Raw genomic sequence first — 25,148 nt, 5'->3', positions numbered from 1 at the left:
CAACCCACACGAACATCCCCAGGAGACAGACAGATGACCCACCCCCACTACGACGCCGTCGTGATCGGCGCCGGTGCCGGCGGCATGAGTGCGGCGGCCCACCTCGTGGCCGCGGGCCGCCGGGTGCTGCTCGTGGAGTCGCAGGACCGCCTCGGCGGCCGCGCCTCCAGCGAAGAGATCGATGGCTTCATCGTCAACCGCGGCGCCATCGCCATCGAGCGCGGCAGCGGCTTCGAGCAGACCTTCGAGCTGCTGGGCGTGCCGCTGGACGTGCGCGAGCCCCAGCCCGCCACCGTCTTCCGCATCGACGGCAAGATCATCGACCCCAGCAAGGGCGGTGGCTGGAACCTCATCCTCGGCGGGCTGACCAAGGCGGCCGCGAAGATCGGCGCGAGCTTCGGCGACGTGCGCAAGGGCAACGCGGACCTGCCGGAGGAAACGCTGTCCACCGAGGACTGGCTGAAGAAGTTCACGAAGAACGCCACCGTGCACCGCCTGTTCCGCAACTTCTGCGCGGCCATCTGGGCCGCCAACGCGGATGAATTGCCCGCGCGCGCCTTCCTCACCTACTTCGCCTTCAAGGGCGCCTTCAAGCGCTTCGGCTTCTGCCCGCGCGGCACCATCGGCCTGTGGAACGACCTGGGCGCCGGCATCCGCGCCAGGGGCGGCGAGATCTGGCTCGACGCGCCGGTGAGCAAGATCCACGTGGAAGGCGGCCGGGCGACGGGCGTGGACGTGGTGCGCAAGGGGGTGACGCAACGCATCGATGCCAGCGTGGTGATCAGCAACGTCGGGCCGAGTGCCACGATCCGGCTGGCCGGCGAACAGGCCATGGGCGAGGCCTACGTGGCGAAGGCGCGCCAGGTGCTGCGCCCTGCCGCCAACATCGTGGTCAACTTCGCCACGCAGCAGCGCCTGATCGATCAGCCCGGCCTCATCACCTTCGCCAACACCGAGCGCCTGTGCAACCTGGGCGAACTCACGGCGATGTGCCCCGAAATGGCGCCGCCCGGCTGGTACCTGTACGTGGCCTACGTGGTGCCCAAGCCCGCGCTGGGCGATTTCGACGAGAAGGCCGAGACCGAACTCGGCCTGCAGGACCTGCGCAACGAGTTTCCCGGCTTCGCCGATGCGAAGATTCTCTCCATCCGCGTGATGCGCGACGAATGGCCCGCCCAGCGCTCCTGCGCCGGCTACGACCTGCCGCAGGAAACGCCCTTGCCCAACCTCTGGAACGTGGGCGATGCGGTAAAAGACTACGGCGGCGGTGGCACGCAGGCCTGCGTGGACACGGGGCGCGAGGCGGCCCACAAGGCGCTGGGCGTGCTCGGCGTGGGCAAGGTGGCTTGATGTCCGACATGGCAGAACCGATGCAACAACAACTCGCCAACGCGTCCGCCGTTCTGGCGCGCGTGCGCTCCCTCTTCGACGCCGGCGTGCTGGCACTGGCACAGCGCTGCCAGGACGGCGGGCGGCTGAACGCCCGGCGCCTGGACGAGCAGCAGGTGGCCAGCTTCGAGATGGCCTGGGCCGGCGCCGAATTGCTGGCCGCCGAGACCGCCATCGCGGCCCTCACGCCCGCCAGCGCGCCGCTGGACGCGCGCCTCGCGCTGGTGTTCACGGTGGAGGCGGTGGTGGCCCTGCTCGACCGGCTGGACGTGATGCTGGCCGAGTCCGGCCAGGACCCGGCCGCGGTGGACGCGCTGCGGGCCCTGCCCGAGTGGCGCGCCTTGCGCCAGGCCGCCGGTGGCAGCGACGCCTTGCAGGCCGCCGGGCGTGGCGTGATCGACGCGCAGGGCGTCGTGGGCGAGGTGGCGCTGGACGAGCAGCACGCGCTGGCGCAGGACGCCTTCCGCCGCTTTGCCCAGGAGGTGGTGGCGCCGCAGGCGGAAGCCATCCACCGCCACGACCTCACCGTGCCCGAATCCCTGCTGCAGCCCATGCGCGAGATGGGCGTGTTCGGCCTCGCGATTCCCGAGGCGCACGGCGGCAGCGCACCGAACGACCACGAGGACACCCTGCTCATGGTGGTGGTGACCGAGGCCCTGTCGGAGGGCTCGCTCGCGGCCGCCGGCAGCCTGATCACGCGCCCCGAGATCCTCACGAAGGCGCTGCTGGCGGGTGGCACCGACGAACAGAAGCACCACTGGCTGCCCCGCCTGGCCGCGGGCGACCCGCTGTGCGCCATCGCCATGACCGAGCCCGACTGCGGCTCCGACCTCGCGGCCTGCCAGCTCAAGGGCACGCGCGTGCCCGGCGGGTGGTTGCTCAACGGGGCCAAGACCTGGTGCACCTTCGCCGGCAAGGCGGGCGTGCTGATGGTGGTGACCCGCACCGACCCCGACCGCTCGCTGGGGCACAAGGGCCTGTCGGTGCTGCTGGCCGAGAAGCCCGCGTTCGACACGCACCAGTTCGAGGTGGTGCAGGACGGCGGCGGCAAGCTCAGCGGCCGCGCCATCCCCACCATCGGCTACCGCGGCATGCATTCCTTCGACCTGTCCTTCCAGGACTACTTCGTGCCCGACGCCAACGTGGTCGGTGGCGAGGCCGGCCTGGGCAAGGGCTTCTACTACACGCTCGCCGGCATGGTGGGTGGGCGCATGCAGACCTCGGCCCGCGCCTGCGGCGTGATGCGCGCGGCCCTGCGCGCCGCCGTGCGCTACACGCAGGACCGCAAGGTCTTCGGCGCGCCGCTGGCCGACTTCGCGCTCACGCAGGCCAAGATCGCGCGCATGGGCGCGCGGCTCGCGGCCTGCCGGCGCCTGGCGTACACGGTGGCGGGCATCGTCGATGGCGGCAACGGCCGCATGGAGGCCAGCCTGGTGAAGCTGCTGGCCTGCCGCTCGGCCGAACTCGTCACGCGCGAGGCGCTGCAACTGCACGGCGGCATGGGCTACGCGGAAGAGACGCCGGTGAGCCGCTACTTCGTCGATGCGCGCGTGCTCTCGATCTTCGAAGGCGCGGAGGAGACACTCGCGCTCAAGGTGGTGGCGCGCAGCCTGATGGAACGCGCGCTCGGCATCGCATCGGCGGGAGCTTGAGATGACGCAGCAAGAGGGCATCCTGAGCGGCCTGCGCGTGGTGGAGGCCGCCGCCTTCGTGGCGGCGCCGCTCGGCGGCATGACGCTGGCGCAGATGGGCGCCGACGTGATCCGCATCGACGCGCTGGGCGGCGGGCTCGATTACCGCCGCTGGCCCGTCACGCAGGACAACACCAGCCTGTTCTGGTGCGGCCTGAACAAGGCCAAGCGCTCGGTGGCGCTCGACCTGGCTTCGCCCGAAGGCCGCGAGCTCGCCATGGCCATCGCCTGCGCGCCGGGCGAGGACGCGGGCCTGTTCCTCACCAACTTCCCGCCGCGCGGCTGGCTCGACCATGAGCAGCTCAAGGCGAAGCGGCCCGACCTGATCCAGCTGACGCTCATGGGCGATCGCCACGGCGGCTCGGCCGTGGACTACACCGTCAACGCGCGCCTGGGCCTGCCGTACATGACCGGACCCGTGGACGGCGAGGGCGCTGTCAACCACGTGCTGCCCGCGTGGGACCTGATCACCGGCCAGATGGTGGCCGTGGGCCTGCTCGCCGCCGAGCGCCACCGCCGCCGCACCGGCCAGGGGCAGCACGTGAAGCTGGCGCTGGAGGACGTGGCGCTGGCGGTGATGCAGCACCTGGGCTTCATCGCCGAGGCGCAACAGGGCCAGCCGCGAGAGCGGCACGGCAACGCGCTGTTCGGTGCTTTCGGGCGCGACTTCGTCACGCAGGACGGCGAGCGTGTGATGGTGGTGGGCCTCACGCTCAAGCAGTGGCGCTCGATCGTGGAGGCCACCGGGCTTGGCGCGGAGATCGACGCACTTGGCGCGCGCTTGGGCGTGGACCTGTCGCGTGAGGGTGAGCGCTTCAAGGCGCGCGCCGAACTCGCCGCATTGATCGGCCCCTGGATCGCTGCGCGGCCTTTCAGCGACGTGGCGCAGGCTTTCGACCGGCACGGCGTCTGCTGGAGCCGTTACCAGACCATCGCCGAGCTCGCGAACGATGCCGAGTGCTCGCCGGCCAACCCGATGTTCCGCACCGTGCAACAGCCCGGCGTTGGCGACATGCTCGCCGCCGGCATTCCGCTGGACTTCGGCGCCGTGCCGCGCGTGCCGGCGCAGGCCGCGCCGCGGTTGGGCGAGCACACCGAAGAAGTGCTCACGCAACTCCTCGGCATCGACGCCGCGCAGTTCGGTCGTCTGCACGACCGGGGTGTGGTCCGTGTGGCCGAGGGCTGATGCGAGGTGAGCGCATGGTCCATTCCGGATGTGGCGGGTTTCAGGTGCAGCGGGTGGGCGGGCCGAGGGCCCGGGGTACGGTGCAGCGGGCTTCACTGCGCTGCCCCTCGCTGCGCGAGGGGTTTGCTGCGGTGCTCGGGTGAGCGGCCCGGCGGCATAACTCACTGCGCGCGCTTCGCGCGCTCCGTTCAGACAGATGCCGCCAATCAGTTCACGAAGCGCGCTTCGCGCGCGGGCCACTCACCCTGCGCTCCTCGCCAGCGCACAGGCGCCCGCCGCACCGTACCCCGGGCCCTCGGCTGGCGAACAGGGTTGGCACGCGAGAGCGGAAATCCCTCTTTTCTTCCTTCTTGGCGAGCCCAGGTGTCACTTGTCAGGGGCGGGCACCGGGCCGTGGCGGCGCCTGTGCGGTGCCGAGAAGCGCAGGGCGGGTGGCCGCGCGCGCAGCGCGCTTCGTCATCTGATTTGCGGCATCTGTTTGAGCGGAGCTGGCGAAGCCAGCGCAGCGAGTTATGCCGCAGACCACCCGACCGAGCATCGCAGGGGAGTCCTCGCGCAGCGAGGACCACCGCAGTGAAGCCGCCACGGCCCTGTGCCCGCCCCTGACGCGCCAACCCACCCTGCGAAAAGCCTTCTGTCCGACCCACAGGGGAAACCCCAAGTAACACGGTCAATCAAGCCCTTCTCATATACCGTCCCGTCGGACTATTATTGACGCCGTGCAGCGCAGGCGCGTTCTGCGCGGTCCGTCAGCCCCTGTCACCCCCCACAACCCTAGGAGACAAGCCATGATTTCCCGCACCCGCCGCCTCGTCGGCGCCCTGGCGCTGATCGGCGCCTTCGCGGCCGCCGCCCCCGCGTCCGCTCAGACCACCACACTGAAGTACTCCAACTGGTTGCCCGTGGGCCAGGCCATGCGCATGGAAGTCATCGAGCCCTGGATCGCCGAGGTGGAGAAGGTCACCGCCGGCCGAGTGAAGATCGACACCCTGCCCAAGGTGGTGGGTACGCTGCCCGCGCAGTTCGACGTGGCGCGCGACGGTCAGGCCGACCTGGTGGTCTTCATCCCCGGCTACACGCCCAACCGCTTCGACGTTCTCGAAGCGCTGCAGATGCCCTTCGTCAGCGACAACCCCGAGGTGCTCGCGCCCATCGCCGACCGCTTCTTCCGCAAGAACCTCGCGCAGTACGGTGAATTCAAGGGCGTGCACCCGCTGTCCGTCTACGTGGTGTCGCCGGGCCAGCTGTTCAACAACAAGCGCGCCCTGCGCAGCATCGCCGACTTCAAGGGCTTGAAGTTCCGCAGCCCGCAGCCGAGCGCCACGCAGGCGCTCACCTTGCTGGGCGCCGTGCCGGTGAGCAAGCCCGTGAGCGAGACCTACGAGCTGATGTCCTCCGGCGTGCTCGACGGCACCCTGATGCCGCCCGAGTCCATCCCGGCCTTCAAGCTCAACGACCTGGTGTCGCACGCCACCATCGTGCCCGGCGCCATCTACAACACCGTGCTGGTGCTGGGCATCAACGAGGACAAGTGGAAGTCCATCAGCGCCGCCGACCGCGAGGCCATCACCAAGATCAGCGGCGACGCCTTCGCCGCGAAGATCGGCGCGGCCTACGCCAAGGGCGACCGCGCCGCTTTCGACGGCCTGCGCAAGGCCGGCAAGAGCGTGGAGACCGCGCCCGCGCCCCTGGTCGAGGAAATGAAGAAGCTGCTCGCGCCGGTCGAGAAAGACTGGATCGAAAAGGCGAAGAAGAAGGGCGTGGCCGACCCGCAGAAGCTGCTGGACGAACTGCGCGCCGAGGTGGCCTCCGCCTCGCGCGGGAAGTAAGGCATGGCGCACGCACGGGAAGGCAGGATCGAACGGGCACTGACGGCCGTGGGCACGTTGAGCCTGCTGGCGCTGATGCTCATCGTGTTCATCGACGTGGCCGGCCGCAACCTCTTCAACAGCCCGCTGCTGTGGGGCACGGAGGTGATGGAGGTGCTGCTGGGCCTGATGGTGTTCGTGTTCTATCCCGTGATCGCGCGCCGCCACGGCCACATCGTGGTGGACCTGGTGCCGGTGCCGCGCGCGCTGCGCGGCTTCCAGCGCCTGCTGGCGGGTGCCGTCGGCGCGGCGCTGTTCGGTGTCATCGCCTGGACCTGCGGCCGCCAGGCCCTGCGCTCGGCCGACTATGGCGATGCCTCTGCCATTCTCGGCATCCCCACGGCCTGGGTGCTGTGGGGCATGGCCTTGCTCGCGTGCCTGAGCGCGCTCATCTTCCTGGCGCAGGCGCTGGGGGCCTGGGGCCGCGAGACCGTGCTGGCAGAGGAGGCGCGCTGACATGCTCTCCGTCACCCTGGGATTTCTCATCGCCTTCGCACTGATCTTTTTGCAGGTGCCCATCGCCACCGCCCTCGGCCTGGTCGGCTTCGGCGGCGTGGTGCTGCTCAACGGCTGGACGCCCGCGCTCAGCATGGCCGCCACCATCACGCGCGACAGCACGCTCGTGTACACGCTGATCGTGCTGCCGCTCTTCGTGCTCATGGGCAACCTGGTCGCGGGCGCCGGCATCTCCGGCGACCTGTTCCGCGCCGCGCAGGCCCTGATCGGCCGCCGCCGCGGGGGCGTGGCCATGGCCACCGTCGCGGCCTGCGGCGCCTTCGGCGCCATCTGCGGCTCCAGCGTGGCCACGGCGGCCACCATGGGCAAGGTCGCCATCCCCGAGATGCGCCGCCTGGGCTACGGCGACAGGCTCGCCTCCGCCGCCGTGGCGGCGGGCGGCACGCTGGGCATCCTGATCCCGCCCTCGGTGATCATGGTCGTCTACGGCGTGGCCACGCAGACGCACATCGGCAAGCTGTTCGCGGCCGGCATCGTGCCGGGGCTGATCGCCATGGCCGGCTACCTGCTGGCCGTGCGCTACATGGTCTGGCGCGACCCGGCTCAGGCGCCCGTGCACACCGAGGGCGTGAAGATGGACGTGCGCCGCCTGGTGCGCACGCTGTGGCCGGTGGCCGCCATCTTCGCCATCGTCATGGGTGGCATCTACGGCGGCCTGTTCACCTCGGTCGAGGCCTCGGGCATCGGCGCGGCGGCCGCGCTGCTGTTCGCGCTCACGCGGCACAACCTCACGCTGGCGCAGATCCGCCAGATCTTCGCGGACAGCGCCAGCACCTCGGCCATGATGTTCGCCATCATCCTGGGCGCGGCCCTGTTCGGCGAGTTCGTCAACATCACCGGTGTGCACGAAGGCCTGCTGGCCATGGTGCAGGGCAGCGGCCTATCGCCCTTCGGTGTCATCCTGGTCATGATCGCGATCTACCTGGTGCTCGGCTGCGTTCTCGAAAGCCTGTCCATGATCCTGCTCACCGTGCCGATCTTCTTTCCCATCGTCACCGCGCTCGGCTACGACCCCGTGTGGTTCGGCATCCTGATCGTGGTGGTGGTGGAAATCGGCCTCATCACGCCGCCCATCGGCGTCAACCTGTTCGTGATCCGGTCCGTGACGCCGGACATGGCCATGGGCTCGGTGGTGCGCGGCGTGCTGCCCTTCATCACGGCCGACCTGCTGCGCGTGCTGCTGATCGCATCGGTCCCCGCGCTCAGCCTGTGGCTGCCCAACCTTCTCTTCAAGAGCACCGGCGGATGAACGCACCCAGCCTGGACCTGTCGGCGGACACCCTGAGCCGCCGGCTCGGTCCTTTTCTCTCCCGGGCGCTGCAGCGCCCACTGCGCCTGGACGGCTGGCGCCGTTTTCCCGCGGGTTTTTCGTGGATCACCCTGGGCCTCCGCGCCACGCCCGACGGTGGCGGCGAGGCGCTCGATCTGATCCTGCGCATCGGCGATCCGCGGGGCCTGCTCGCGCCCTACCGGGCCGAGCCCGAGTTCCGCGCGCTGCAGGCCTTGCAGGGCCTCGCCGCCTTGCCGGTGCCCCGCGTCTTCGCGTTCAGCGACGACCCCTCGGTCATCGGCGCGCCGTTCCTCGTCACCGGCCGCGTGGACGGTGACACACCCATGCCCTGGAAGGGCGCGGCCGAGGCGCGCGGCGAAGCGCACAACGCCAGCCTCGCGCAGGACTTCACCGACGGCCTGGCCACGCTGCATCGCGTGGACTGGCAAGCCACGCCCCTGAAGCGCCTGTGGGGCGATGTCGACGCCGCCACCGTGGCGCGCGAGCAGACCCTGTACTGGTGGCGCCACGCCGGCTTCGCCGACGACGCCTCGCGCGCGCCGCCGCAGATGCACCACGCCATGCGCTGGCTGCTGCGCCACGCGCCCACCGCGCCGCGCGTGGTCATCGTGCATGGCGACTACCGCGTGGGCAACTTCCTGCAGCAGGACGGCCGCATCACCGCCGTGCTCGACTGGGAGCTCGTGCACCCCGGCGACCCGCACGAGGACCTGGCCTGGGCCGCGCTGCGCGTGTTCTCCGGCGGCACCGGCCGCGTCGGCGGCATCATGGCCCGCGAGGCCTTCACCGAGCGCTACGCGCGCCAGGCCGGCTTCACGCCCGACCCGCTGGCCTGGCGCTACTACGAGGTGCTGGGCCTGTACAAGAGCGCGTCCATGCTGCTGAGCGCCGCGCAACGCGTGGAGAGCGGCCGCGCGCAGGACGTTCGCATGGCCTCCATGGGCTTTCAGGTCGCGTCCACCCTGCTCGAACTCAACCGCCTGATGGCCGAAGCCGCCAACAAGGCGCGCGGCGTGGAGTTGGCTTCATGAGCGCCGCCGGGCCGTTCCCAAGGCGCTCAGCCCCGCAGCGCGCAGCGCGGAGGGAATTCGAATGAACACCGACCTCGCCCGATTGATCGAGGCCCTGCGCCGCACGCTCAACGACGCGGTGGCGCCAGAGCTCGGCAGCGACTTCGCGCGCGGCCAGCTCGCCGCCGTGCACGACATCCTCGGCAAGCTCGCCGGCATGACCGTGTGGGACCCGAGCGCCTTGCAGGCCCAGGCCCGCGCGCTGGTCGATGGCAACCAGCGCTTCGCCGAGCGCGCGGCGCGCGCCGGTGTGGCGCTGCCGGCCGGTGTCGACGCCACGGATCTGGATGCCGCCCAGGCGCGCACGCGCGAGCTCACCGACTGGCTCGACGAACAAGGCCCTTCGCTGTCGCCCGAGCTCGCGGCCGAACTCGACGCCATCCTGCGCCAGGCCCTGCGCGATCAACTGCGCGTCGAACGCCAGCGCATTCCGCTCACCGACTTCAGCGCCATGACGGCCGCTGCCCCCAAGGACTGATCTTCATGCTGACTCCCCAGGACGACCTGCCCGGCCATCAGACGCCCGGCACCTTCGCGCAGGCCGGCAACGGCGATCCGCGCTTCACCGAGCGCTGGTGGTACACCGCGCACCCCGTCGACGGCCGTCCGCTGCTGTTGGACATCGGCTTCGGCTACTACCCCAACCGCGGAGTGATGGACGCCTTCGCGGGCGTGACCGTGGGTCGCACGCAATACAACTTCCGCGCCTCGCGCCAGCTCGGCACGAACCCGCTGGACCTGGCCGTCGGACCGCTGCGCCTGGACATCTCGCCCGCGCAGGGCGTGCACCGCCTGCAACTGAAGGACAACGCCTCGGGCCTGTTCTTCGAGCTGCAGTTCGAGGCCTGCCTGCCCGCCGCGCAGGAGAAGCAGAGCCGCCGCGTGCGCGACGGCGTGGTGGAGGAAGACCTCGCGCGCGTCACGCAGTTCGGCCGCTGGCGTGGCTGGCTGCAAGTCAATGGTGAGCGGCATGCGCTGGAGCCCGCCACCTGGTGGGGACAGCGCGACCGGTCCTGGGGTGTGCGTTCCGAGATGCGCACCGACTGGGCCGCGCCGCCCATGCAGACGCACAAGAAGTTCTTCTGGACCTGGTCCATGCTGCAGACCGAGTCCCTGGGCGTGTGCCTGTTCCTGAAGGAGCGAGAGCCAGGCAAACCCTTCTACCTGTCCGGCGCGGAGTTCCAGCGCCAGGCGGACGGGCGCGTGGTGGAGCGCGAGATCACCGGCGTCGACCATGAGCTGCAGTGGGCCGATGACGCCTTGGGCCAAACCCTGGCGGGCGGTGAGCTGCGCCTGCGCTTCGACCACGGCGCGCCGCGCGTGCTGCGGCTGGAGCCGTTGCCCACGCGCTTCTACCTCAAGGGTGGCCTCTACGGCGGCTTCGGCGGCTGGAACCATGGCGACGACAAGGGCGCCTACGCCGAAGGGCACGACGCCTGGAACCTGGACGACGCGCTCACGCGCGAGCGCGCCCGCACGCTGGGCGACCACGTGCTGCGCGTGCACACCGACGGTGAAAGCGGCATCGGCATCAGCGAATACGGCGTGGCCGCGGGGTACCCGAAGTACCCTGGGCCGCAGAAACATCCCGCGCTATAAGGCCGAGAGCAGGAGACAGGAACATGCAGCTCACTCAGGCGCTCACGCGGGCGGTGCAGACGCGCCACCGATTTCCCGCGACCATCTACCAGAACCGCCAACGCAGTTGGCAGGAAGTGGGCGAGCGCGTGCCGCGCCTGGCCGCCGGCCTGCGCGCCCTGGGCCTGCAGCCGGGTGATCGCCTCGCGGTGCTGGCCTTCAACAGCGACAACTACATCGAGCTCTTCTTCGCCGCCGCCTGGGCCAAGCTCGTCATCGTGCCGCTGAACACGCGCTGGGCCATTCCCGAGAACGTCTACAGCCTGAACGACGCCGCTTGCGCCGGCCTGGTGGTGGACGATGGCTTCGCGCCGCAAGTGCCGCAACTGCTCAAGGGGCACCCCATGGCGCACGTGCTGCACATGGGCGACCAGCCCACGCCCGCCGGCATGCACGGTGTCGAGGCGCTGATCGCGCAGACACCGCCCATGGCCGACGAATGCGGCCGCGACGACGAGCTCTGCGGCATCTACTACACGGGCGGCACCACCGGCCACCCCAAGGGTGTGATGCTCTCGCACAAGAACTTCATCGCAGCGTCGATCAACTGGATCGCCACGCTGCACTTCTCGGACCAGACCCGCTACATGCACTCGGCGGGTTTGTTCCACCTGGCCGGCGCGTCCCCGGCCTTCGCGCTCACGCTGGCCGGTGGCACGCACGTGTGCCTGCCCAAGTTCGACGCGGTGCTGGCCTTCGAGGCCATCCAGACGCACCGGGTCAACTACGTGCTGTTCGTGCCGACCATGATCAACATGATGTTGAACCACCCGGACTTCGGCCGTTACGACCTCAGCAGCGTGCGCTACTGCGAGTACGGCGCCTCGCCCATCCCCGACGCTGTGCTGGCCGCTGCCATCGACAAGCTGCCGAGCTGGGAGTTCATCCAGGGCTACGGCATGACCGAGACCGCCGCGTTGACGGTGAGCCTGCCCTGGCGCTACCACTTCGATGGCGAGCACGGCCCGCACAAGCGGCACGCCGCCGGCCGCGCCGCCTACGGCGTGGACGTGAAGATCGTGGACCCCGACGGGAACGAGGTGCCGCGTGGCACGCCGGGCGAGATCGCGGTGCGGGGCGCGCAGGTGATGCTGGGCTACTGGAACAAGCCGGAGGCCACGGCCGCGGCCATCCGCAACGGCTGGATGCACACGGGCGACGGTGCCTGGATGGACGAGGACGGTTTCATCACCATCGTCGATCGCGTGAAGGACATGATCATCAGCGGTGGCGAGAACATCTACTCGCGCGAGGTGGAGAACGCGGTGCACGCGCACCCGGCGGTGCGAGAGTGCGCGGTGATCGGCGTGCCGGACGAGAAATGGGGCGAGGCGGTGATGGCCGTCGTCGCGTTGAAGGACGGCCAGCGTGTGAGCGAGCAGGAGATCATCGATCACTGCCACACGCTCATCGCGAACTACAAATGCCCGCGCCGCGTGGAGTTTCGCGACGCGCTGCCGCTGTCGGGGGCGGGGAAGATCATGAAGAACGTGCTGCGGGAGCCTTACTGGAAGGGGAAGGGGCGAGGGGTGAACTGATCTGTCTTGCGTTTGTGGTTTTGTCTTTTTTGGCGCGACCATGGTTGGCGCGTCAGGGGCGGGCACAGGGCCGTGGCGGCTTCACTGCGGTGGTCCTCGCTGCGCGAGGACTCCCCTGCGATGCTCGGTCAGGTGGCCTGCGGCATAACTCGCTGCGCGCGCGTTGCGCGCTCCGCTCAAACAGATGCCGCAAATCAGATGACGAAGCGCGCTGCGCGCGCGGCCACCCGCCCTGCGCTTCTCGGCACCGCACAGGCGCCGCCACGGCCCGGTGCCCGCCCCTTACAAGTGACACCTGGGCTCGCAAACAAAAGAATCGGACTTCCTCTCTGGCCCGCCCACCCGCTGCACTTGAAGCACTTGAAGCGCCAACTCCCTCACCTCGCCAAAGATGAACTCAAGTCCTCGGCCTTGAACCCGTGCACGAACAGGTGCGAAATGCGAGCCGCCAGCTCCTTCGGCCCGATGTCCCCCGACGGCCGGTACCAGCTGAAGGTCCAGATCATCATGCCGAAGAGCAGCAGCGCGTAGGGCTTGCGCACGCGCGCCGTCTTCATCAGGCCGGGGTTGATCTCCTCCAGCAGGCCGTTGAGCAGCTCCGTCATGCTGCTCTCCAGCGAACGGATCGTCTTCAGCTCCGCGCGCGGCAGGTACTTCAGGTCGTTCATCAGGATGATGTGCTCGTCGCGCTCACGCGCCGCGCCCTGCATGAAGCTCTCCACGAACTGCTGGAAACGCGCCTCGGCCGGCAGCCGCTGCTCCACGATGCGCGCCAGATCCGCCGCCTGGCGCGTGATGTGGTCGTGCACGATGGCGTAGAGCAACTCTTCCTTGCTGGGAAAGTAGTGGTAGATGTGCGACTTGGAGGTGCCGCAGGCCTTGGCCACGTCCTGCATGGTCGCCTGGTCGAAGCCCTTGCGCGCGATCAGCGCGGCCGCCTTGTCCAGGATGGTGGCCTTCTTGTCCTCGTAATCGTCCGCCCTTGTCCTCGTCATCGGTTTCTCCTTGCGTTCAGGTCCAAAGCTGCTTATATTTAGACCGACGAGTCGGACTATATATTGACCAGGATCAAACCTTCTCAGGGTAAGCATGGAGACTTCGGACCAACACCTGCTGATCGTCGGCGCGGGCCACGCGGGCAGCGAGCTCGCCGTGTCGGCGCGCCAGAACGGCTGGGCCGGGCGCATCACGCTGCTGGGCGAGGAGCCCGCGCTGCCCTACCACCGGCCACCCCTGTCCAAGGCCTGGCTGGCGGGCAAGGTCGATGTCGACGGCCTGCTGCTGCGTCCGCGCAGCGCGTACGAATCGGCCCGCGTGGCGCTGGTGAGCGGCGCGCGCATGGAGGCCATCGACCGCGCGAACCGGCGCATCGCGCTGGCCGACGGCACTTCCATGGCCTACGACAAGCTCGCGCTGTGCACGGGTGGCCGCCCCCGGCCCCTGTCCTGCGCCGGGCTGGCGCCGGGCGCGCGTCCGCGCAACCTGCACCACCTGCGCACCATGGCCGACGCCGAGGGCATCCGCGCGCAGCTGACCCCTGGCGCGCGCGTGCTCATCATCGGCGGCGGCTACGTGGGCCTGGAGGTCGCGGCCTCCGCGCGTGGCCTGGGCGCCGAGGTCACGCTGCTCGAGCTGCAGGACCGTGTGCTCGCGCGGGTGGCGGGGCCGGAGGTGTCGGCCTTCTATGAGCGCGTGCACCGAGCGGCTGGCGTGGACCTGCGCACCGGTGCGGAGGTCGCCTCGGTCGAGGTGAGCGGAGACGCGATCCGCGCCGTCGTCTGCCGCGACGGCACGCGCCTGCCGGTGGACCTCGTGGTCGCCGGCCTGGGCATGCTGGTCAACGTCGAGGCCGCGCGCGCCGCGGGCATCGCGGAAGAGGGCGGCATCCCCGTGGACGAGCTCTCGCGCACGCGCGACCCGCACATCGTGGCCGCCGGCGATTGCACGCTGCAGTTCAACAGCCTCTATGGACGCGAGCTGCGCATCGAGTCGGTGCCGAACGCGCTGGAGCAGGCGCGCGCGGCGGGCTCATGGTTGGGCGGCAAGCCCAGGCCCCACCGCGCCGTGCCCTGGTTCTGGTCCGATCAGTACGCGCTCAAGCTGCAAATGGCGGGCCTGTCGCAAGGGTACGAACGCTGCGTGCTGCGCGGCGACCCGGCCACGCAGTCCTTCAGCGCCTTCTACGTCGCGGGCGATCGGCTGCTGGCCATGGACGCGATCAACCGGCCCGCCGACTTCATGCTGGCCAAGCGCGCGCTGGCCCAGGTCTGCACGTTGGACGTGGAGCGCCTGGCCGACGAAGCCGTGCCGCTGAAAGAACTGCTGCAGACCGCACCGGTGGCGTCCGCCATCTAGGGAAATCCCCAGGGAATCGACCGGAACGAAGCACCATAATCCGCCTCAATTAAAGACCGACGCGACGGACTAATTATCAGGAGATGACCACCCGCGGCGCAGCGATGCGCGAGGGTGGAACAGAGACACCCATGACAGCCACCACCGCCGCCAGCGCAGCACCCGTGCCCGCGCTGGCCATCCACAACATCCAGGTCGTCTACGGCGGCGCCATCGAGGCCGTGCGCGACGTCTCGCTCGAGGTGCGCCCGGGCCAGATCGTGGCCCTGCTGGGCTCCAACGGCGCGGGCAAGTCCACCGTGCTCAAGGCCGTCTCGGGCGTGCTCGACGCCGAGGACGGCGTGATCGAGAAGGGCAGCATCCTGCTCAACGGCCGCGCGGTCGAGAAGGACCCCGCACCCGCCATCGTGCGGCAAGGCATGGTGCAGGTGCCCGAGGGGCGGCGCCTGTTCCAGACGCTCACGGTCGAAGAGAACCTGATCACCGGGGCGCACCTGCAGAGCGCCGCGAAGCTGGCGCAGGCGCGCGACTTCGTCTTCAGCCTGTTCCCGCGCCTGGCCGCCCTGCGCCAGACCACGGCGGGCTACCTGTCGGGTGGCGAGCAGCAGATGGTGGCCATCGGCCGCGCACTGATGAGCCAGCCGAAGATCCTGGTGCTCGACGAGCCCTCGCTGGGCCTGGCGCCGCTGGTGGTGAGCGAAATCTTCCGCTGCATCCAGACCCTGCGCGAAACCACGGGCCTGACCATCCTGCTCGTCGAGCAGAACGCCAGCCGCGCGCTGGCCATCGCCGACTACGCCTACATCATGGAAAACGGCCGGGTGGTGATGGACGGCACCAGCGAGCAACTGCGCCGCAATGCCGACGTGCGCGAGTTCTACCTGGGACTGAGCTCACAGCCCGGCCGCACCAGCATGAAAGACGTGAAGCACTACAAGCGCCGCAAGAGGTGGCTGTCATGAGCCTTGCCGCGCAAACCCCCGTGCTCGAGGCCACCCGCATCTCCAAGCGCTTCGGCGGCGTCAAGGCCGTCAACGACGTGAGCCTGAAGGTCATGCCGGGCGAGATCGTGAGCCTCATCGGCCCCAACGGCGCCGGCAAGACCACGACCTTCAACCTGGTGAGCGGCGTGCTGCCGCCCAGCGACGGCACGATCCGCTTCGCGGGCCGCGACACCGCGGGCCTCAAGTCGCACCAGTTCGCGCGTCTGGGCATCGGCCGCACCTTCCAGAACCTCGCGTTGTTCCGCCACGGCACGGTGGTGGAGAACCTGCTGGTGGGCCGGCACATCCACTTCCGCTACCCGGTGTGGGAATCGCTGGTGCATTGGGGGCGCTCGCGCCGCGAGGAAATCGCCGCGCGCGAGAAGGTCGAGCAGGTCATCGAGTTCCTGGAGATCGAGGAACTGCGCGACAAGCCCGTGAGCCAGCTCGCCTACGGTCAGCAGAAGCGCGTGGAACTCGGCCGCGCCCTGGCCTGCGAGCCCAGACTGCTGCTGCTCGACGAGATCGTCGCGGGCATGAACCGGGAAGAGAAGGAAGACATCGCGCGCTTCACGCTCGACATCCGCGACGAGTTCGGCATCGCGGTGCTCATGATCGAACACGACATGCAGGTGGTGATGGACCTGTCCGACCGCGTCTACGTGCTGGACTTCGGCTGCCTGATCGCCGAAGGCACGCCGGCCGAGGTGGCCACCAACCCCGCCGTGCTGGCGGCGTACCTGGGTGAGGAGGGTGCCCATGCTTGAGCACGACTCCCTGCTGCGCGGCGAAGGCACGCTGCCCGGCCTGTTGCGCCACCGCGCCAAGGAGCGCGGGAACCAGGTGGCGCTGCGCGAAAAGGTGCAAGGCATCTGGCGCGGCCGCACCTGGGCCGACTACTACCGCGACGCGCGCCGCACCGCGCTGGGCCTGATGAAGCTCGGCCTGCGGCGCGGCGACCGCATCGTCATCGCGGCCGAGGACATCCCCGCGTGGTTCTACGCCGACCTGGGCGCCCAGATGCTGGGCGTGCAGGTGGTGGGCATCTACCCGACCAACCCCTGGGCCGAGGTGCTCTACATCGCGGGCCACTGCCAGGCCAAGGTGGCCATCACCGGCGACCAGGAGCAGACCGACAAGGTGCTCGACGCGATGAAGGAGGGCGCGGGCCTGCCGCACCTGCAGCACATCTTCTGCGTCGACATGAAGGGGCTGCGCCGCTACGCACCGGGACTGCCGCACAGCTTCGAGCACCTGATGGCCCTGGGCGACCAGCTCGCGCAGGAAGACCCTCTGGCCGAGCAACGCCTGGACCACAGCATCGATTCGCTGGTGCCCGACGACGTGAACATCCTCGTCTACACCTCGGGCACCACCGGCCCGCCCAAGGGCGCGATGCTCACGCACCGCAACTTCATCTTCGCCGCCTACTCCTACGCCGCCGCGCGCGACATGGTGGGCAAGCGCTTCGAGTCGGTCTGCTACCTGCCGCTGTGCCACGTGGCCGAGCGCGGCTACTCGACCGTGCTGCACCTGCTCACCGGCGGCACGGTGAACTTCGCGGAATCCATCGACACGGTCTCGGCCAACATCCGCGAGATCGCGCCCACCTTTTTCCTCGGCGTGCCGCGCATCTGGGAAAAGCTGCAGCAGCACTTCGAGTTCCGCATGAAGGACAGCGGGCGCGTGCAGCGCTGGCTGTACCGCGTGGGCATGAAGCGCGGGCGCGCGCTGTCGGACCGGCGGGCCGAACACGGGCGTCTGGTGAACCTCGTTGACCGGATCGAGTTCGGCGTCTGGTATGGCCTGCTGTTTCGCAACATGCAGCGCCACATGGGCCTGAACCGCACGCACACGCGCATGTGCGGCGGCGCCTCGGTGTCGCCCGAGACCCTGAAGTTCTTCGACATCATCGGCCTGCCCGTGGGTCAGGGCTATGGCCTCACCGAGGCGGGCGGCCTGGCCTTCGTTCAGGTGCCGGGGCGGCCCTTCGTGTCCGGCAGTTGCGGACCCGCGATGCCAGGCGTGGAGTGGAAGCTCGGCGAGGACGGCGAAGTCTTCGTGCGCTCGCCCGGCGTGTTCCAGGGCTACCTGTTCGACGACAAGGGCACGAAGGACATCCTGGCCGCCGACGGCTGGCTGGCCAGCGGCGACATCGTCGAGGTGCGCGCGCAAGACGAGATCGCCGTGGTCGACCGCAAGAAAGCCATCATCATCACCAGCGGCGGCAAGAACATCGCGCCATCGGAGATCGAGAACGCGCTCAAGGACAGCCCCTTCGTGCGCGAGGCCATCGTCGTCGGCGAGGGCCGCAAGTTCCTTGGTGGCCTGATCCAGATCGACTTCGACAGCGTGGGCCGCTGGGCCGCCGAGCGCGACCTGCAGTACACCACCTTCAAGTCGCTCACGCAGATGGGCGAGGTGATCGAGCTCATCCAGCAGGTGGTGGACGAGGTGAACTCGAAGTTCGCCCGCGTCGAGAACATCCGCAAGTTCGTGCTCCTGGAAAAGGAGCTCGACCACGACGACGGCGAGCTCACGGCCACGCAGAAGGTGCGCCGCGGCCTCATCAACAAGAAGTTCGCGCGCGAGCTCGAACAGATCTACGGCGGCGGAGCCTCATGAACTACTTCATCGAACTGGTCGTCTCCGGGCTGGCCATCGGCGCGATCTATGGCCTGGTGGCCATGAGTTTCGCCGTCATCTTCAAGGCCACCGGCATCGTCAACTTCGCCCAGGGCGAGATGGGCATGCTCACGGCTTACACCTCCTGGTCCATCGCCACCGCGCTCGGCACCGACGCGGTCTCCACCATCCTGGTGTCGGTGGCTGTGGGTGCGGCCCTGGGGCTGGTCTGCGAGCGCCTGATCATGCGCCCCATGCTCGGCGAGCCTGTGCTCTCGGTGGTGCTGGTGACGGTGGGCCTGGCCGTGGTGCTGCGCGCCCTGGTCACGCTGATCTGGGGCGCCGCGCCGCACAAGTTCGCGGTCGAAGGCGCCGACACCATCGTGGACCTGGGCGGCATCGGCCTGCGCGCAGGGCAGATCACGGTGATCGTGGTGTTGCTGATCGCCATCGCGGGCTTCTGGTTCTTCCTGCGCCACAGCCGCTTCGGCGTGGCCATGCGCGCCGTGGCGTCCGACGAAAAGACCGCGCGCCTGATGGGCGTATCCACCGCGCGCGTGCAGGCCGTGGCCTGGGCTTCGGCCTCGGGCCTGGCGGGTCTGGCGGGCGCTTTCTTCGCGGTCATCTACGGCCTGGCGCCCACCATCTACGAGATCGGCCTCAAGGCCTTCCCCGCCACCGTGCTGGGCGGCTTCGACTCGGTGCTGGGCTCGGCCTTCAGCGGCCTGTTCATCGGCGTGCTGGAGAACCTGGTGGGCGGCTACCTGCCCAGCACGCTCAAGGAAATCGCGGGCTTCCTGCTGATCCTGGTGGTGCTCATGGTGCGGCCCTTCGGGCTGTTCGGCGAAAAGCGGATCGAGAGGGTCTGAGATGCGCAGCGGTTATTTCAAGCAAGGCTATGGCGAGCTGGTGGTCCTGACGGACTCGCCGGCGGTGAAGGGGTGGACGGCGGCGCTGCTGCTGGTGATGGCGCTCGCGCCCTTCGTGCTCGGCAACTTCCTGCTCTCGCACCTCACCATCATCCTGTTCACCACCGTGGGCGCGCTGGGCCTGATGGTGTTGACCGGTTTCACAGGGCTGATTTCGCTCGGCCACGTGGGCTTCCTCATGCTCGGCGGCTACGCCTACGCCATCGCGGTCACGCGCTGGGGCCTGCCCCCCGAGATCGCGCTGGTGCTGTCGGCCGTGCTGCCCGCCCTGTTCGGTCTCATCGTGGGTATTCCCTCGCTGCGCCTGCACGGCCTGTACCTGGCCATCACCACGCTGGCCTTCGCGCACATCGTGAGCGCGGCCATCCTGGCCGGCGGCGAGCTCACCGGCGGCGGCAGCGGCATCATGGTCGAGCGGCCGGTGGTGCTGGGCATGGACCTGTCCAGCGACCGCGCCTTCTACTGGTTCTGTCTGGCCGTGTGCGCGTTGACCGTGTTGCTGGTGCTGAACCTGCGCCGGTCCTACGTGGGCCGCGCGCTGGTGGCCGTGCGCGACAACGACATCGCCGCGCGCACCATGGGCATCAGCCTGGTGCACTACAAGCTGCTGGCCTTCCTCATCAGCGCCGCGCTCACCGGCCTGGCCGGCGGGCTCATGGCCATCTACATGAGCTTCGTCTCGGTCGAGGGCTATCCCTTCCTGCTCAGCATCGAGGCCCTGGCCATCGTCATCGTGGGCGGCATCGGCTCGGTGCTGGGCGCCGTGCTCGGCACGGTGTTCATCGTCACCTTGCCCGAGGTGTTCGCGAGCCTGATGTCCTTCCTCGGCGGGCGCCTGGCCGAGACCATGACCACCAGCGCGCACGAGGTCAAGACCATCCTCTACGGGATCGCGATCATCGCCTTCCTGCGCTTCGACCCGCGCGGCCTGCGCGGCATCTGGCACGACCTGCGCCACACCTGGGTGCACTGGCCACTGCGCTATTGATTCCCCCCGACGGCTTCGGCCACAGACCCACCAACAGGAGACAGACAGCATGAACCGCAGACTCACCGCCCTTGCCCTCGGCCTGCTGGCCGCCGGCGCCACCTTCAACGCCGCCGCGCAGCAGCAAGGCGTCAGCGACACGGAGATCGTGATCGGCGACATCCTGCCGCTCACCGGCCCGCCGGCGCTGCTGGGCGTGGCGCACAACCTCGGCGTGAAGGCCGCCGTGGCCGAGGCCAACGCGGCCGGCGGCATCCACGGCCGCAAGCTGCGCCTCATCTCGGAAGACGACGGCTACGTGCCCTCGCGCACCATCCAGGGCGTGCGCAAGCTCATCAACAGCGACAAGATCTTCGCCTTCACCTCCATCTCGGGCACCGCGCAGGCGCAGGCCGCCATGCCGCTGATCAAGCAGACCGGCATTCCGGCGATGGCGCCGATCACCACCTACGAAGGCCTGTACCAGCCCACCATCAAGAACGTGTTCGCCGTGGGTTACGACATGCGAGAAGCGGTCTATGAGCTGGTGTCCAAGATGGCGGAGCGCTACCCGAACAAGAAGTGGGCCGTGATCTCGCAGGACGACGACTACGGCCAGAACGTGCGCGACGGCTTCGAGCGCGCGGCCAAGGAGAAGAAGCTGCAGGTCGTCTCCAGCCAGATCTACAAGAAGGGCCAGTCGGACTTCTCCTCGGAGATCCTGAAGGTCAAGCAGGCGGGCGCGGAGGCGCTGATGGCCGGTGGCGTGCTGGGCGAGAACGTCACCATGACCAAGGAGCTGGAGCGCATCGGCCACAAGATCCCGGTGGGCGTGACCTACGTGTCGCGGGTGCCGGCCAGCGCCAAGATGATGGGCAGCGCCGGCGAGACGGTTTACACGGTGGACTACGTCTATCTGGAAAGCTCACCCGAGGCCAAGGGCTTCATGGACAAGCTGGAGAAGCACCTGTCGGCCGAGGAGCGTGCGCGGGTGAACCGCTACACCTTCACGGGCTATTCGGCGGCGCGGGCGCTGTTCGCGGCGATGGACAAGTGCGGCAAGGCGCTGACCTGGGATTGCACCAACGCCGAGCTGGCCAAGCTGAAGAACCTGGAGACGGGGGCGATGACGCCGATCAGCTTCGCGGCGGACGACCACCTGGCGGCGCCGAAGCTCTTTCTGTTGAAGGCGGATCCGGCAGCTACCACCTACAAGCTGGTGCAGTGAGTGTTCGGGGTTTGTCTGCAAGGGGGCCTACGGGCCCCTTTTCTTTTTCCGCCGCCCAACCGCCACTTCAGCTCGCGGGTGATGGGTGCTTCACGCAGGGACATAAAGGAGGAGGACCGGCGCAGCCGGTCCGGGGGACAGTCCCGGAGTGGAGCGCCCATCGGCCGCGAGCGTGCGCGAGGTGCAACGAGAGAAATCCCCAACTCAAGCCTTCTCGGCCAGAAACCCCTTGAGGAACAACCGAGAGAGCCGATCGCAAAGCTCCTGGGGCTTCACCTCCCCCGAGGGCTTGTACCAGAAGTCCGTCCAGTTCAGCATGCCCAGCAGCATCATGGTGTAGGGCTTGTAGACCGCTTCCGGCAGGTCCGGGTTGAGCTCGTGCAGCAGCCGCGCCACCAGTTCGGTGAGCTGGCGCTGCAGGTTGATCAACGGCGTCTGCTTGGCCTTGGGCAGAAACTTCACGTCGTTCATGGCCACCATGTGCCGCCGCCGCGACTGCGCCGACTTCTGCGTGTACGCCTCCACCACCATCTGCAGCCGCTCGCGCCCGCTGGCCTTGCTCGCCAGCGCCTCCTCCATCGCACCGATCAGCCGCTGCAGGTGCTCCTGCAGCATCGCGAACAGCAGGTCGTCCTTGGTCGGGAAGTAGTGGTACAGCATCGACTTCGTCGCGCCGCAGGCCTTGGCCACGTCCTGCATTTTGGCGGCCGGGTAGCCTTCCTTGGCGAAGATGGCCGCCGCCGCGTCCATGATGGCCTGGGCCTTGGTTTCGTAGTCGTCGGAACGGATGCGCGGCATGTGTCCTCTCCTCTGGGCAGGCTTCTCAAGGGGCGGCGAAGTGTAGCAAGGCGCCTTGCGGGACTCGGTTTTCGCCCATAAAATAAACCGACACGCCGGACTATGAATAAGCAAGGTCCCGCATTCCTTGGCCCGCCTCAACGCCGCAGCACATGACCGAATTCGAATTCCTCGAACCCGACTTCCTCGATGAGGACCTGCGCATGGTGCGCGACCAGGTGCGCCGCTTCTCGAAGGAGCGCATCGTGCCCTTCGCCGACGCCTGGGAGGCTTCGGGCGAGATCCCGCGTTCCCTGTTCCGCGAGCTGGGCGAACTGGGCTTTCTCGGCATGCGCCACCCGGTGGAATACGGCGGCGGCGGCCTGGGGGCGCTGGCTTCGGTGGTGCTGGGCGAAGAACTCGCGCGCTCGGGCTACGGCGGCGTGGCCTCGGCGCTCACCGTGCACAGCGACATGTCGATCAGCCACATCGCGCACCGTGGCTCGCACGAGCAGAAGCAGAAGTACCTGCCCGAGGCCTGCGCCGGTCGCAAGGTGGGCGCGGTCTGCGTGACCGAGCCCGGGGCCGGTTCCGACGTGGCGGGCCTGCGCACGCGCGCCGAGCGCACAGCCGACGGCGGCTGGCTCATCAACGGCTCCAAGACCTTCATCACCAACGGCGTGCACGGCGACATCTACATCGTGGCCGCGCGCACCGACCCCGAGGCCAAGGGCAGCCGCGGCATCTCGCTGTTCATCGTGGACAAGGACAAGCCGGGCCTGAAGATCACGCGCCAGTTCGAGAAGCACGGCTGGCGCTCGTCCGACACGGCCGAGCTGTTCTTCGACGACCTCAAGCTGCCGGCCGACGCGCTGCTGGGCGAGGAGGGCAAGGGCTTCTATTACATCGTCAGCACCTTCCAGAACGAGCGCCTGGTGGTGGGCGCGCTGGTCTCGGGCACCTGCGCGCGCGCCATCGAACTCACGGTGGACTACGTGCGCCAGCGGCAGGCCTTCGGCAAATCGCTGTGGGACCAGCAGGTGGTGCGCAACAAGCTGGCCTGGATGGCGTCCAAGGCGGCGGCCGTGCGCGCGCTCACCTACCAGTGCGCGCAGATGATCGACGAGGGCAAGGACACGGTGCGCGAGGTCTCCATGCTCAAGGCCTTCGGCGCCGAGACGTTGCAGGAGGTGGTGCACACCTGCCTGCAACTGCACGGCGGCACGGGCTTCATCATCGGCACGCCGGTGGAGCGCATGGCGCGCGACGCGCGCATCCTCACCATCGGCGGCGGCGCCACCGAGGTGATGCTGGAAGAAGTCGCCAAGCGCATGTGACCGCCATGCCCGGGCCGCTTTCCCACCTCACCGTCATCGAACTCGCGGGCATCGGCCCCGGGCCCTTCGCCTGCATGCTGCTGGCCGACCTGGGCGCCACCGTCATCCGGGTGGACCGCCTGCCCGGCCCGCCCTCGCGCGGCGGCCTGGAAGACCTGATGCGCAACGACGGCATCGTGGACCGCGGCCGCCGCTCCATCGCGGTGAACATGAAGGACCCGCGCGGCGTCGAGGCGGTGCTCAAGCTGGTCAAAGGCGCCGACGTGCTCATCGAGGGCTTTCGCCCCGGTGTGGCCGAAAAGCTCGGCCTGGGGCCCGAGGCCTGCCACGCGCGCAACCCGCGCCTGGTCTACGGCCGCATGACGGGCTGGGGCCAGAGCGGTCCGCTCGCCCAGGCGGCCGGCCACGACCTCAACTACATCGCGCTCAGCGGCGCGCTGCACGCCATGGGCCCGGCCGACCGGCCGCCCGCGCCACCGCTCAACCTGGTGGGCGACTACGGTGGCGGCGGGATGCTGCTGGTGGTGGGCGTGCTGGCCGCGCAGGCCGAGGCGCAGCGATCGGGCCAGGGCCAGGTGGTGGACGCCGCCATGACCGATGGCGCGGCCCTGCTGATGGCCGCGCAGTACGGGCTGATGGCCAAGGGTTTCTGGCAGGACCGGCGCGAGAGCAACTTCCTCGACGGCGCGGCCCACTTCTACGGCACCTACGAATGCGCCGATGGCCGCTTCGTGTCCATCGGCGCCATCGAGCCGCAGTTCTACCAACAACTGCTGGCGCTGTGCGGCATCGACGACCCGGGCTTCCAGAAGCAGTGGGACAGCGGCGAATGGCCCATGCTGCGCAGCCAGCTCGAGGCCCTGTTCCGCACCCGCACGCGCGACGAGTGGTGCGCGCTGCTCGAAGGCACCGACGTGTGCTTCGCGCCGGTGCTGTCGATGAAGGAAGCGCCCCATCACCCGCACAACCTGGCGCGCGGCACCTTCGTGCAGGCCGACGGCGCGGTGCAGCCCGCGCCCGCGCCGCGCTTCGACCGCACGCCCACGCAACTGCCGCCGCGCGCGCCCGCGGTGGGCGCGCACACGCGCGCGTTGCTGGCTCAGGCGGGGTACGCCAGCGACGGCATCGACGCCCTGTGCGCGGCCGGCGTGGTGCACGCGGCGCCATCGCCATGAACGAGCGCCGCCCCCTGCACCTGCGCCGCATCCACTGCGAGGCCTTCGAGCGCCCCGACGGCCTGATCGACCTCGACGGTCTGCTCATCGACACCAAGCCCGTGCCGCTGCAACTCGTCAACCGCGAGGTGCCGGCGGGTGAGGCCATCCACCAGATGCGCGTGCGCCTGACCATCGACCGCGAACGCACCATCGTCGACGCCCGCGCGTCCAGCGACCACACGCCCTACCCGGACTGCCGCGAGGTCGAGTCCGCCTACCGCCAGCTCGTGGGCCTGCGCATCGAGCCGGGCTTCACCATGGCCGTGAAGCGCCTGTTCCGCGGCACGGCCGGCTGCACCCACATGACCGAGTTGCTGCCCACCCTGGCCAGCGCCGCCTTCCAGGTGCTGTGGGCCGACGGCAACTTCGGCGGTGCCGACGAGGCCGGCAACCCCGCCCGCACCACGCCGCTGGGCGGCTGCCACGCGCTGCGCCTGGACGGCGCGGTGGTGCGCACCTACTTCAGTGAACACGCCCGGGAGCCGAAGCCATGAGCGCCGCCCGGCCGCCCGAAGGCGCTCGCGCCGCAGCCGCAGGCGGAGG

The 25,148-nt window shown here is 69.2% G+C and carries 22 protein-coding genes; 20 read left to right on the top strand and 2 right to left on the bottom strand.

Annotated elements, in window-relative coordinates; all coding sequences use genetic code 11:
- The first annotated feature begins 33 nt into the window (after positions 1-33).
- The 10 genes from GTO19_RS21490 to GTO19_RS21445 all read left to right on the top strand — a co-directional run bounded on the left by GTO19_RS21490 (position 34) and on the right by GTO19_RS21445 (position 12,187).
- Entirely contained in the window at positions 34-1,350 is a 1,317-nt protein-coding gene (locus tag GTO19_RS21490; RefSeq protein WP_291024778.1) for an FAD-dependent oxidoreductase, read from the top strand.
- 20 nt (positions 1,351-1,370) lie between these two features.
- Entirely contained in the window at positions 1,371-3,041 is a 1,671-nt protein-coding gene (locus GTO19_RS21485) for an acyl-CoA dehydrogenase family protein (RefSeq protein ID WP_291025882.1), read from the top strand.
- Between the two features lies 1 nt (position 3,042).
- Positions 3,043-4,266: a CoA transferase gene (locus GTO19_RS21480; RefSeq protein ID WP_291024772.1), complete on the top strand. Its 1,224-nt coding sequence runs from the start codon at positions 3,043-3,045 to the stop codon at positions 4,264-4,266.
- Positions 4,267-5,054: 788 nt separating this feature from the next.
- Complete coding sequence (locus GTO19_RS21475) at positions 5,055-6,095, top strand: TRAP transporter substrate-binding protein (protein WP_291024770.1); 1,041 nt, start codon at positions 5,055-5,057, stop codon at positions 6,093-6,095.
- Positions 6,096-6,098: 3 nt separating this feature from the next.
- Complete coding sequence (locus tag GTO19_RS21470; protein ID WP_291024767.1) at positions 6,099-6,590, top strand: TRAP transporter small permease; 492 nt, start codon at positions 6,099-6,101, stop codon at positions 6,588-6,590.
- Position 6,591: 1 nt separating this feature from the next.
- Positions 6,592-7,899 carry a TRAP transporter large permease gene (locus tag GTO19_RS21465; protein WP_291024765.1) on the top strand — a complete coding sequence of 436 codons (1,308 nt, stop codon included), beginning with the start codon at positions 6,592-6,594 and terminating at the stop codon, positions 7,897-7,899.
- Positions 7,896-8,972: a phosphotransferase family protein gene (locus GTO19_RS21460; protein WP_291024762.1), complete on the top strand. Its 1,077-nt coding sequence runs from the start codon at positions 7,896-7,898 to the stop codon at positions 8,970-8,972. Before GTO19_RS21465 ends, GTO19_RS21460 begins: the two co-directional genes overlap by 4 nt.
- A 61-nt stretch (positions 8,973-9,033) precedes the next feature.
- Positions 9,034-9,489, top strand: a complete 456-nt coding sequence (locus GTO19_RS21455) for a hypothetical protein (RefSeq protein ID WP_291024759.1) — start codon at positions 9,034-9,036, stop codon at positions 9,487-9,489.
- A 5-nt stretch (positions 9,490-9,494) separates the two neighbouring features.
- Positions 9,495-10,610 carry a hypothetical protein gene (locus GTO19_RS21450; protein ID WP_291024757.1) on the top strand — a complete coding sequence of 372 codons (1,116 nt, stop codon included), beginning with the start codon at positions 9,495-9,497 and terminating at the stop codon, positions 10,608-10,610.
- Between the two features lie 23 nt (positions 10,611-10,633).
- Positions 10,634-12,187 (top strand): long-chain fatty acid--CoA ligase, encoded by a 1,554-nt coding sequence (locus GTO19_RS21445; RefSeq protein ID WP_291024755.1) that lies wholly within the window; start codon positions 10,634-10,636, stop codon positions 12,185-12,187.
- Between the two features lie 377 nt (positions 12,188-12,564).
- On the opposite strand, the gene GTO19_RS21440 is transcribed toward GTO19_RS21445, so the two are convergent.
- Entirely contained in the window at positions 12,565-13,182 is a 618-nt protein-coding gene (locus tag GTO19_RS21440; protein ID WP_291024752.1) for a TetR/AcrR family transcriptional regulator, read from the bottom strand.
- Positions 13,183-13,276: 94 nt separating this feature from the next.
- Here GTO19_RS21440 and GTO19_RS21435 point away from each other — a divergent pair, with 94 nt between their 5' ends.
- The 7 genes from GTO19_RS21435 to GTO19_RS21405 all read left to right on the top strand — a co-directional run bounded on the left by GTO19_RS21435 (position 13,277) and on the right by GTO19_RS21405 (position 21,274).
- Positions 13,277-14,542 carry an FAD-dependent oxidoreductase gene (locus tag GTO19_RS21435; protein ID WP_291024749.1) on the top strand — a complete coding sequence of 422 codons (1,266 nt, stop codon included), beginning with the start codon at positions 13,277-13,279 and terminating at the stop codon, positions 14,540-14,542.
- 131 nt (positions 14,543-14,673) lie between these two features.
- Entirely contained in the window at positions 14,674-15,504 is an 831-nt protein-coding gene (locus tag GTO19_RS21430) for an ABC transporter ATP-binding protein (RefSeq protein ID WP_291024746.1), read from the top strand.
- Complete coding sequence (locus GTO19_RS21425; RefSeq protein WP_291024744.1) at positions 15,501-16,292, top strand: ABC transporter ATP-binding protein; 792 nt, start codon at positions 15,501-15,503, stop codon at positions 16,290-16,292. The genes GTO19_RS21430 and GTO19_RS21425 overlap by 4 nt, the downstream gene beginning before the upstream one ends.
- A complete protein-coding gene (locus GTO19_RS21420) occupies positions 16,285-18,150 on the top strand; it encodes a long-chain fatty acid--CoA ligase (protein ID WP_291024741.1) in 1,866 nt (621 codons plus the stop codon). The genes GTO19_RS21425 and GTO19_RS21420 overlap by 8 nt, the downstream gene beginning before the upstream one ends.
- Positions 18,147-19,019: a branched-chain amino acid ABC transporter permease gene (locus tag GTO19_RS21415; protein WP_291024738.1), complete on the top strand. Its 873-nt coding sequence runs from the start codon at positions 18,147-18,149 to the stop codon at positions 19,017-19,019. The genes GTO19_RS21420 and GTO19_RS21415 overlap by 4 nt, the downstream gene beginning before the upstream one ends.
- 1 nt (position 19,020) lies before the next feature.
- Complete coding sequence (locus GTO19_RS21410) at positions 19,021-20,067, top strand: branched-chain amino acid ABC transporter permease (RefSeq protein ID WP_291024736.1); 1,047 nt, start codon at positions 19,021-19,023, stop codon at positions 20,065-20,067.
- A gap of 49 nt (positions 20,068-20,116) precedes the next feature.
- On the top strand, positions 20,117-21,274 hold the full coding sequence (locus tag GTO19_RS21405) for an ABC transporter substrate-binding protein (RefSeq protein WP_291024734.1): 1,158 nt from the start codon (positions 20,117-20,119) through the stop codon (positions 21,272-21,274).
- 204 nt (positions 21,275-21,478) lie between these two features.
- Here GTO19_RS21405 and GTO19_RS21400 read toward each other — a convergent pair whose 3' ends face one another.
- Complete coding sequence (locus GTO19_RS21400) at positions 21,479-22,072, bottom strand: TetR/AcrR family transcriptional regulator (protein WP_291024732.1); 594 nt, start codon at positions 22,070-22,072, stop codon at positions 21,479-21,481.
- A 152-nt stretch (positions 22,073-22,224) separates the two neighbouring features.
- Here GTO19_RS21400 and GTO19_RS21395 point away from each other — a divergent pair, with 152 nt between their 5' ends.
- From GTO19_RS21395 to GTO19_RS21385, 3 genes are read left to right on the top strand one after another with little or no spacing between them, the layout of a single operon-like run.
- Positions 22,225-23,388 (top strand): acyl-CoA dehydrogenase family protein, encoded by a 1,164-nt coding sequence (locus tag GTO19_RS21395; RefSeq protein ID WP_291024720.1) that lies wholly within the window; start codon positions 22,225-22,227, stop codon positions 23,386-23,388.
- A 5-nt stretch (positions 23,389-23,393) separates the two neighbouring features.
- Positions 23,394-24,563, top strand: coding sequence for a CaiB/BaiF CoA-transferase family protein (locus GTO19_RS21390; protein WP_291024718.1), 1,170 nt, complete (start codon positions 23,394-23,396; stop codon positions 24,561-24,563).
- Positions 24,560-25,099: a DUF2889 domain-containing protein gene (locus GTO19_RS21385; protein ID WP_291024715.1), complete on the top strand. Its 540-nt coding sequence runs from the start codon at positions 24,560-24,562 to the stop codon at positions 25,097-25,099. Before GTO19_RS21390 ends, GTO19_RS21385 begins: the two co-directional genes overlap by 4 nt.
- Positions 25,100-25,148 lie beyond the last annotated feature (49 nt).

This window comes from Hydrogenophaga sp. (genome assembly GCF_011772445.1).
Lineage (GTDB): Bacteria > Pseudomonadota > Gammaproteobacteria > Burkholderiales > Burkholderiaceae_C > Hydrogenophaga.
This window is presented reverse-complemented; position numbering and strand designations above follow the sequence as displayed.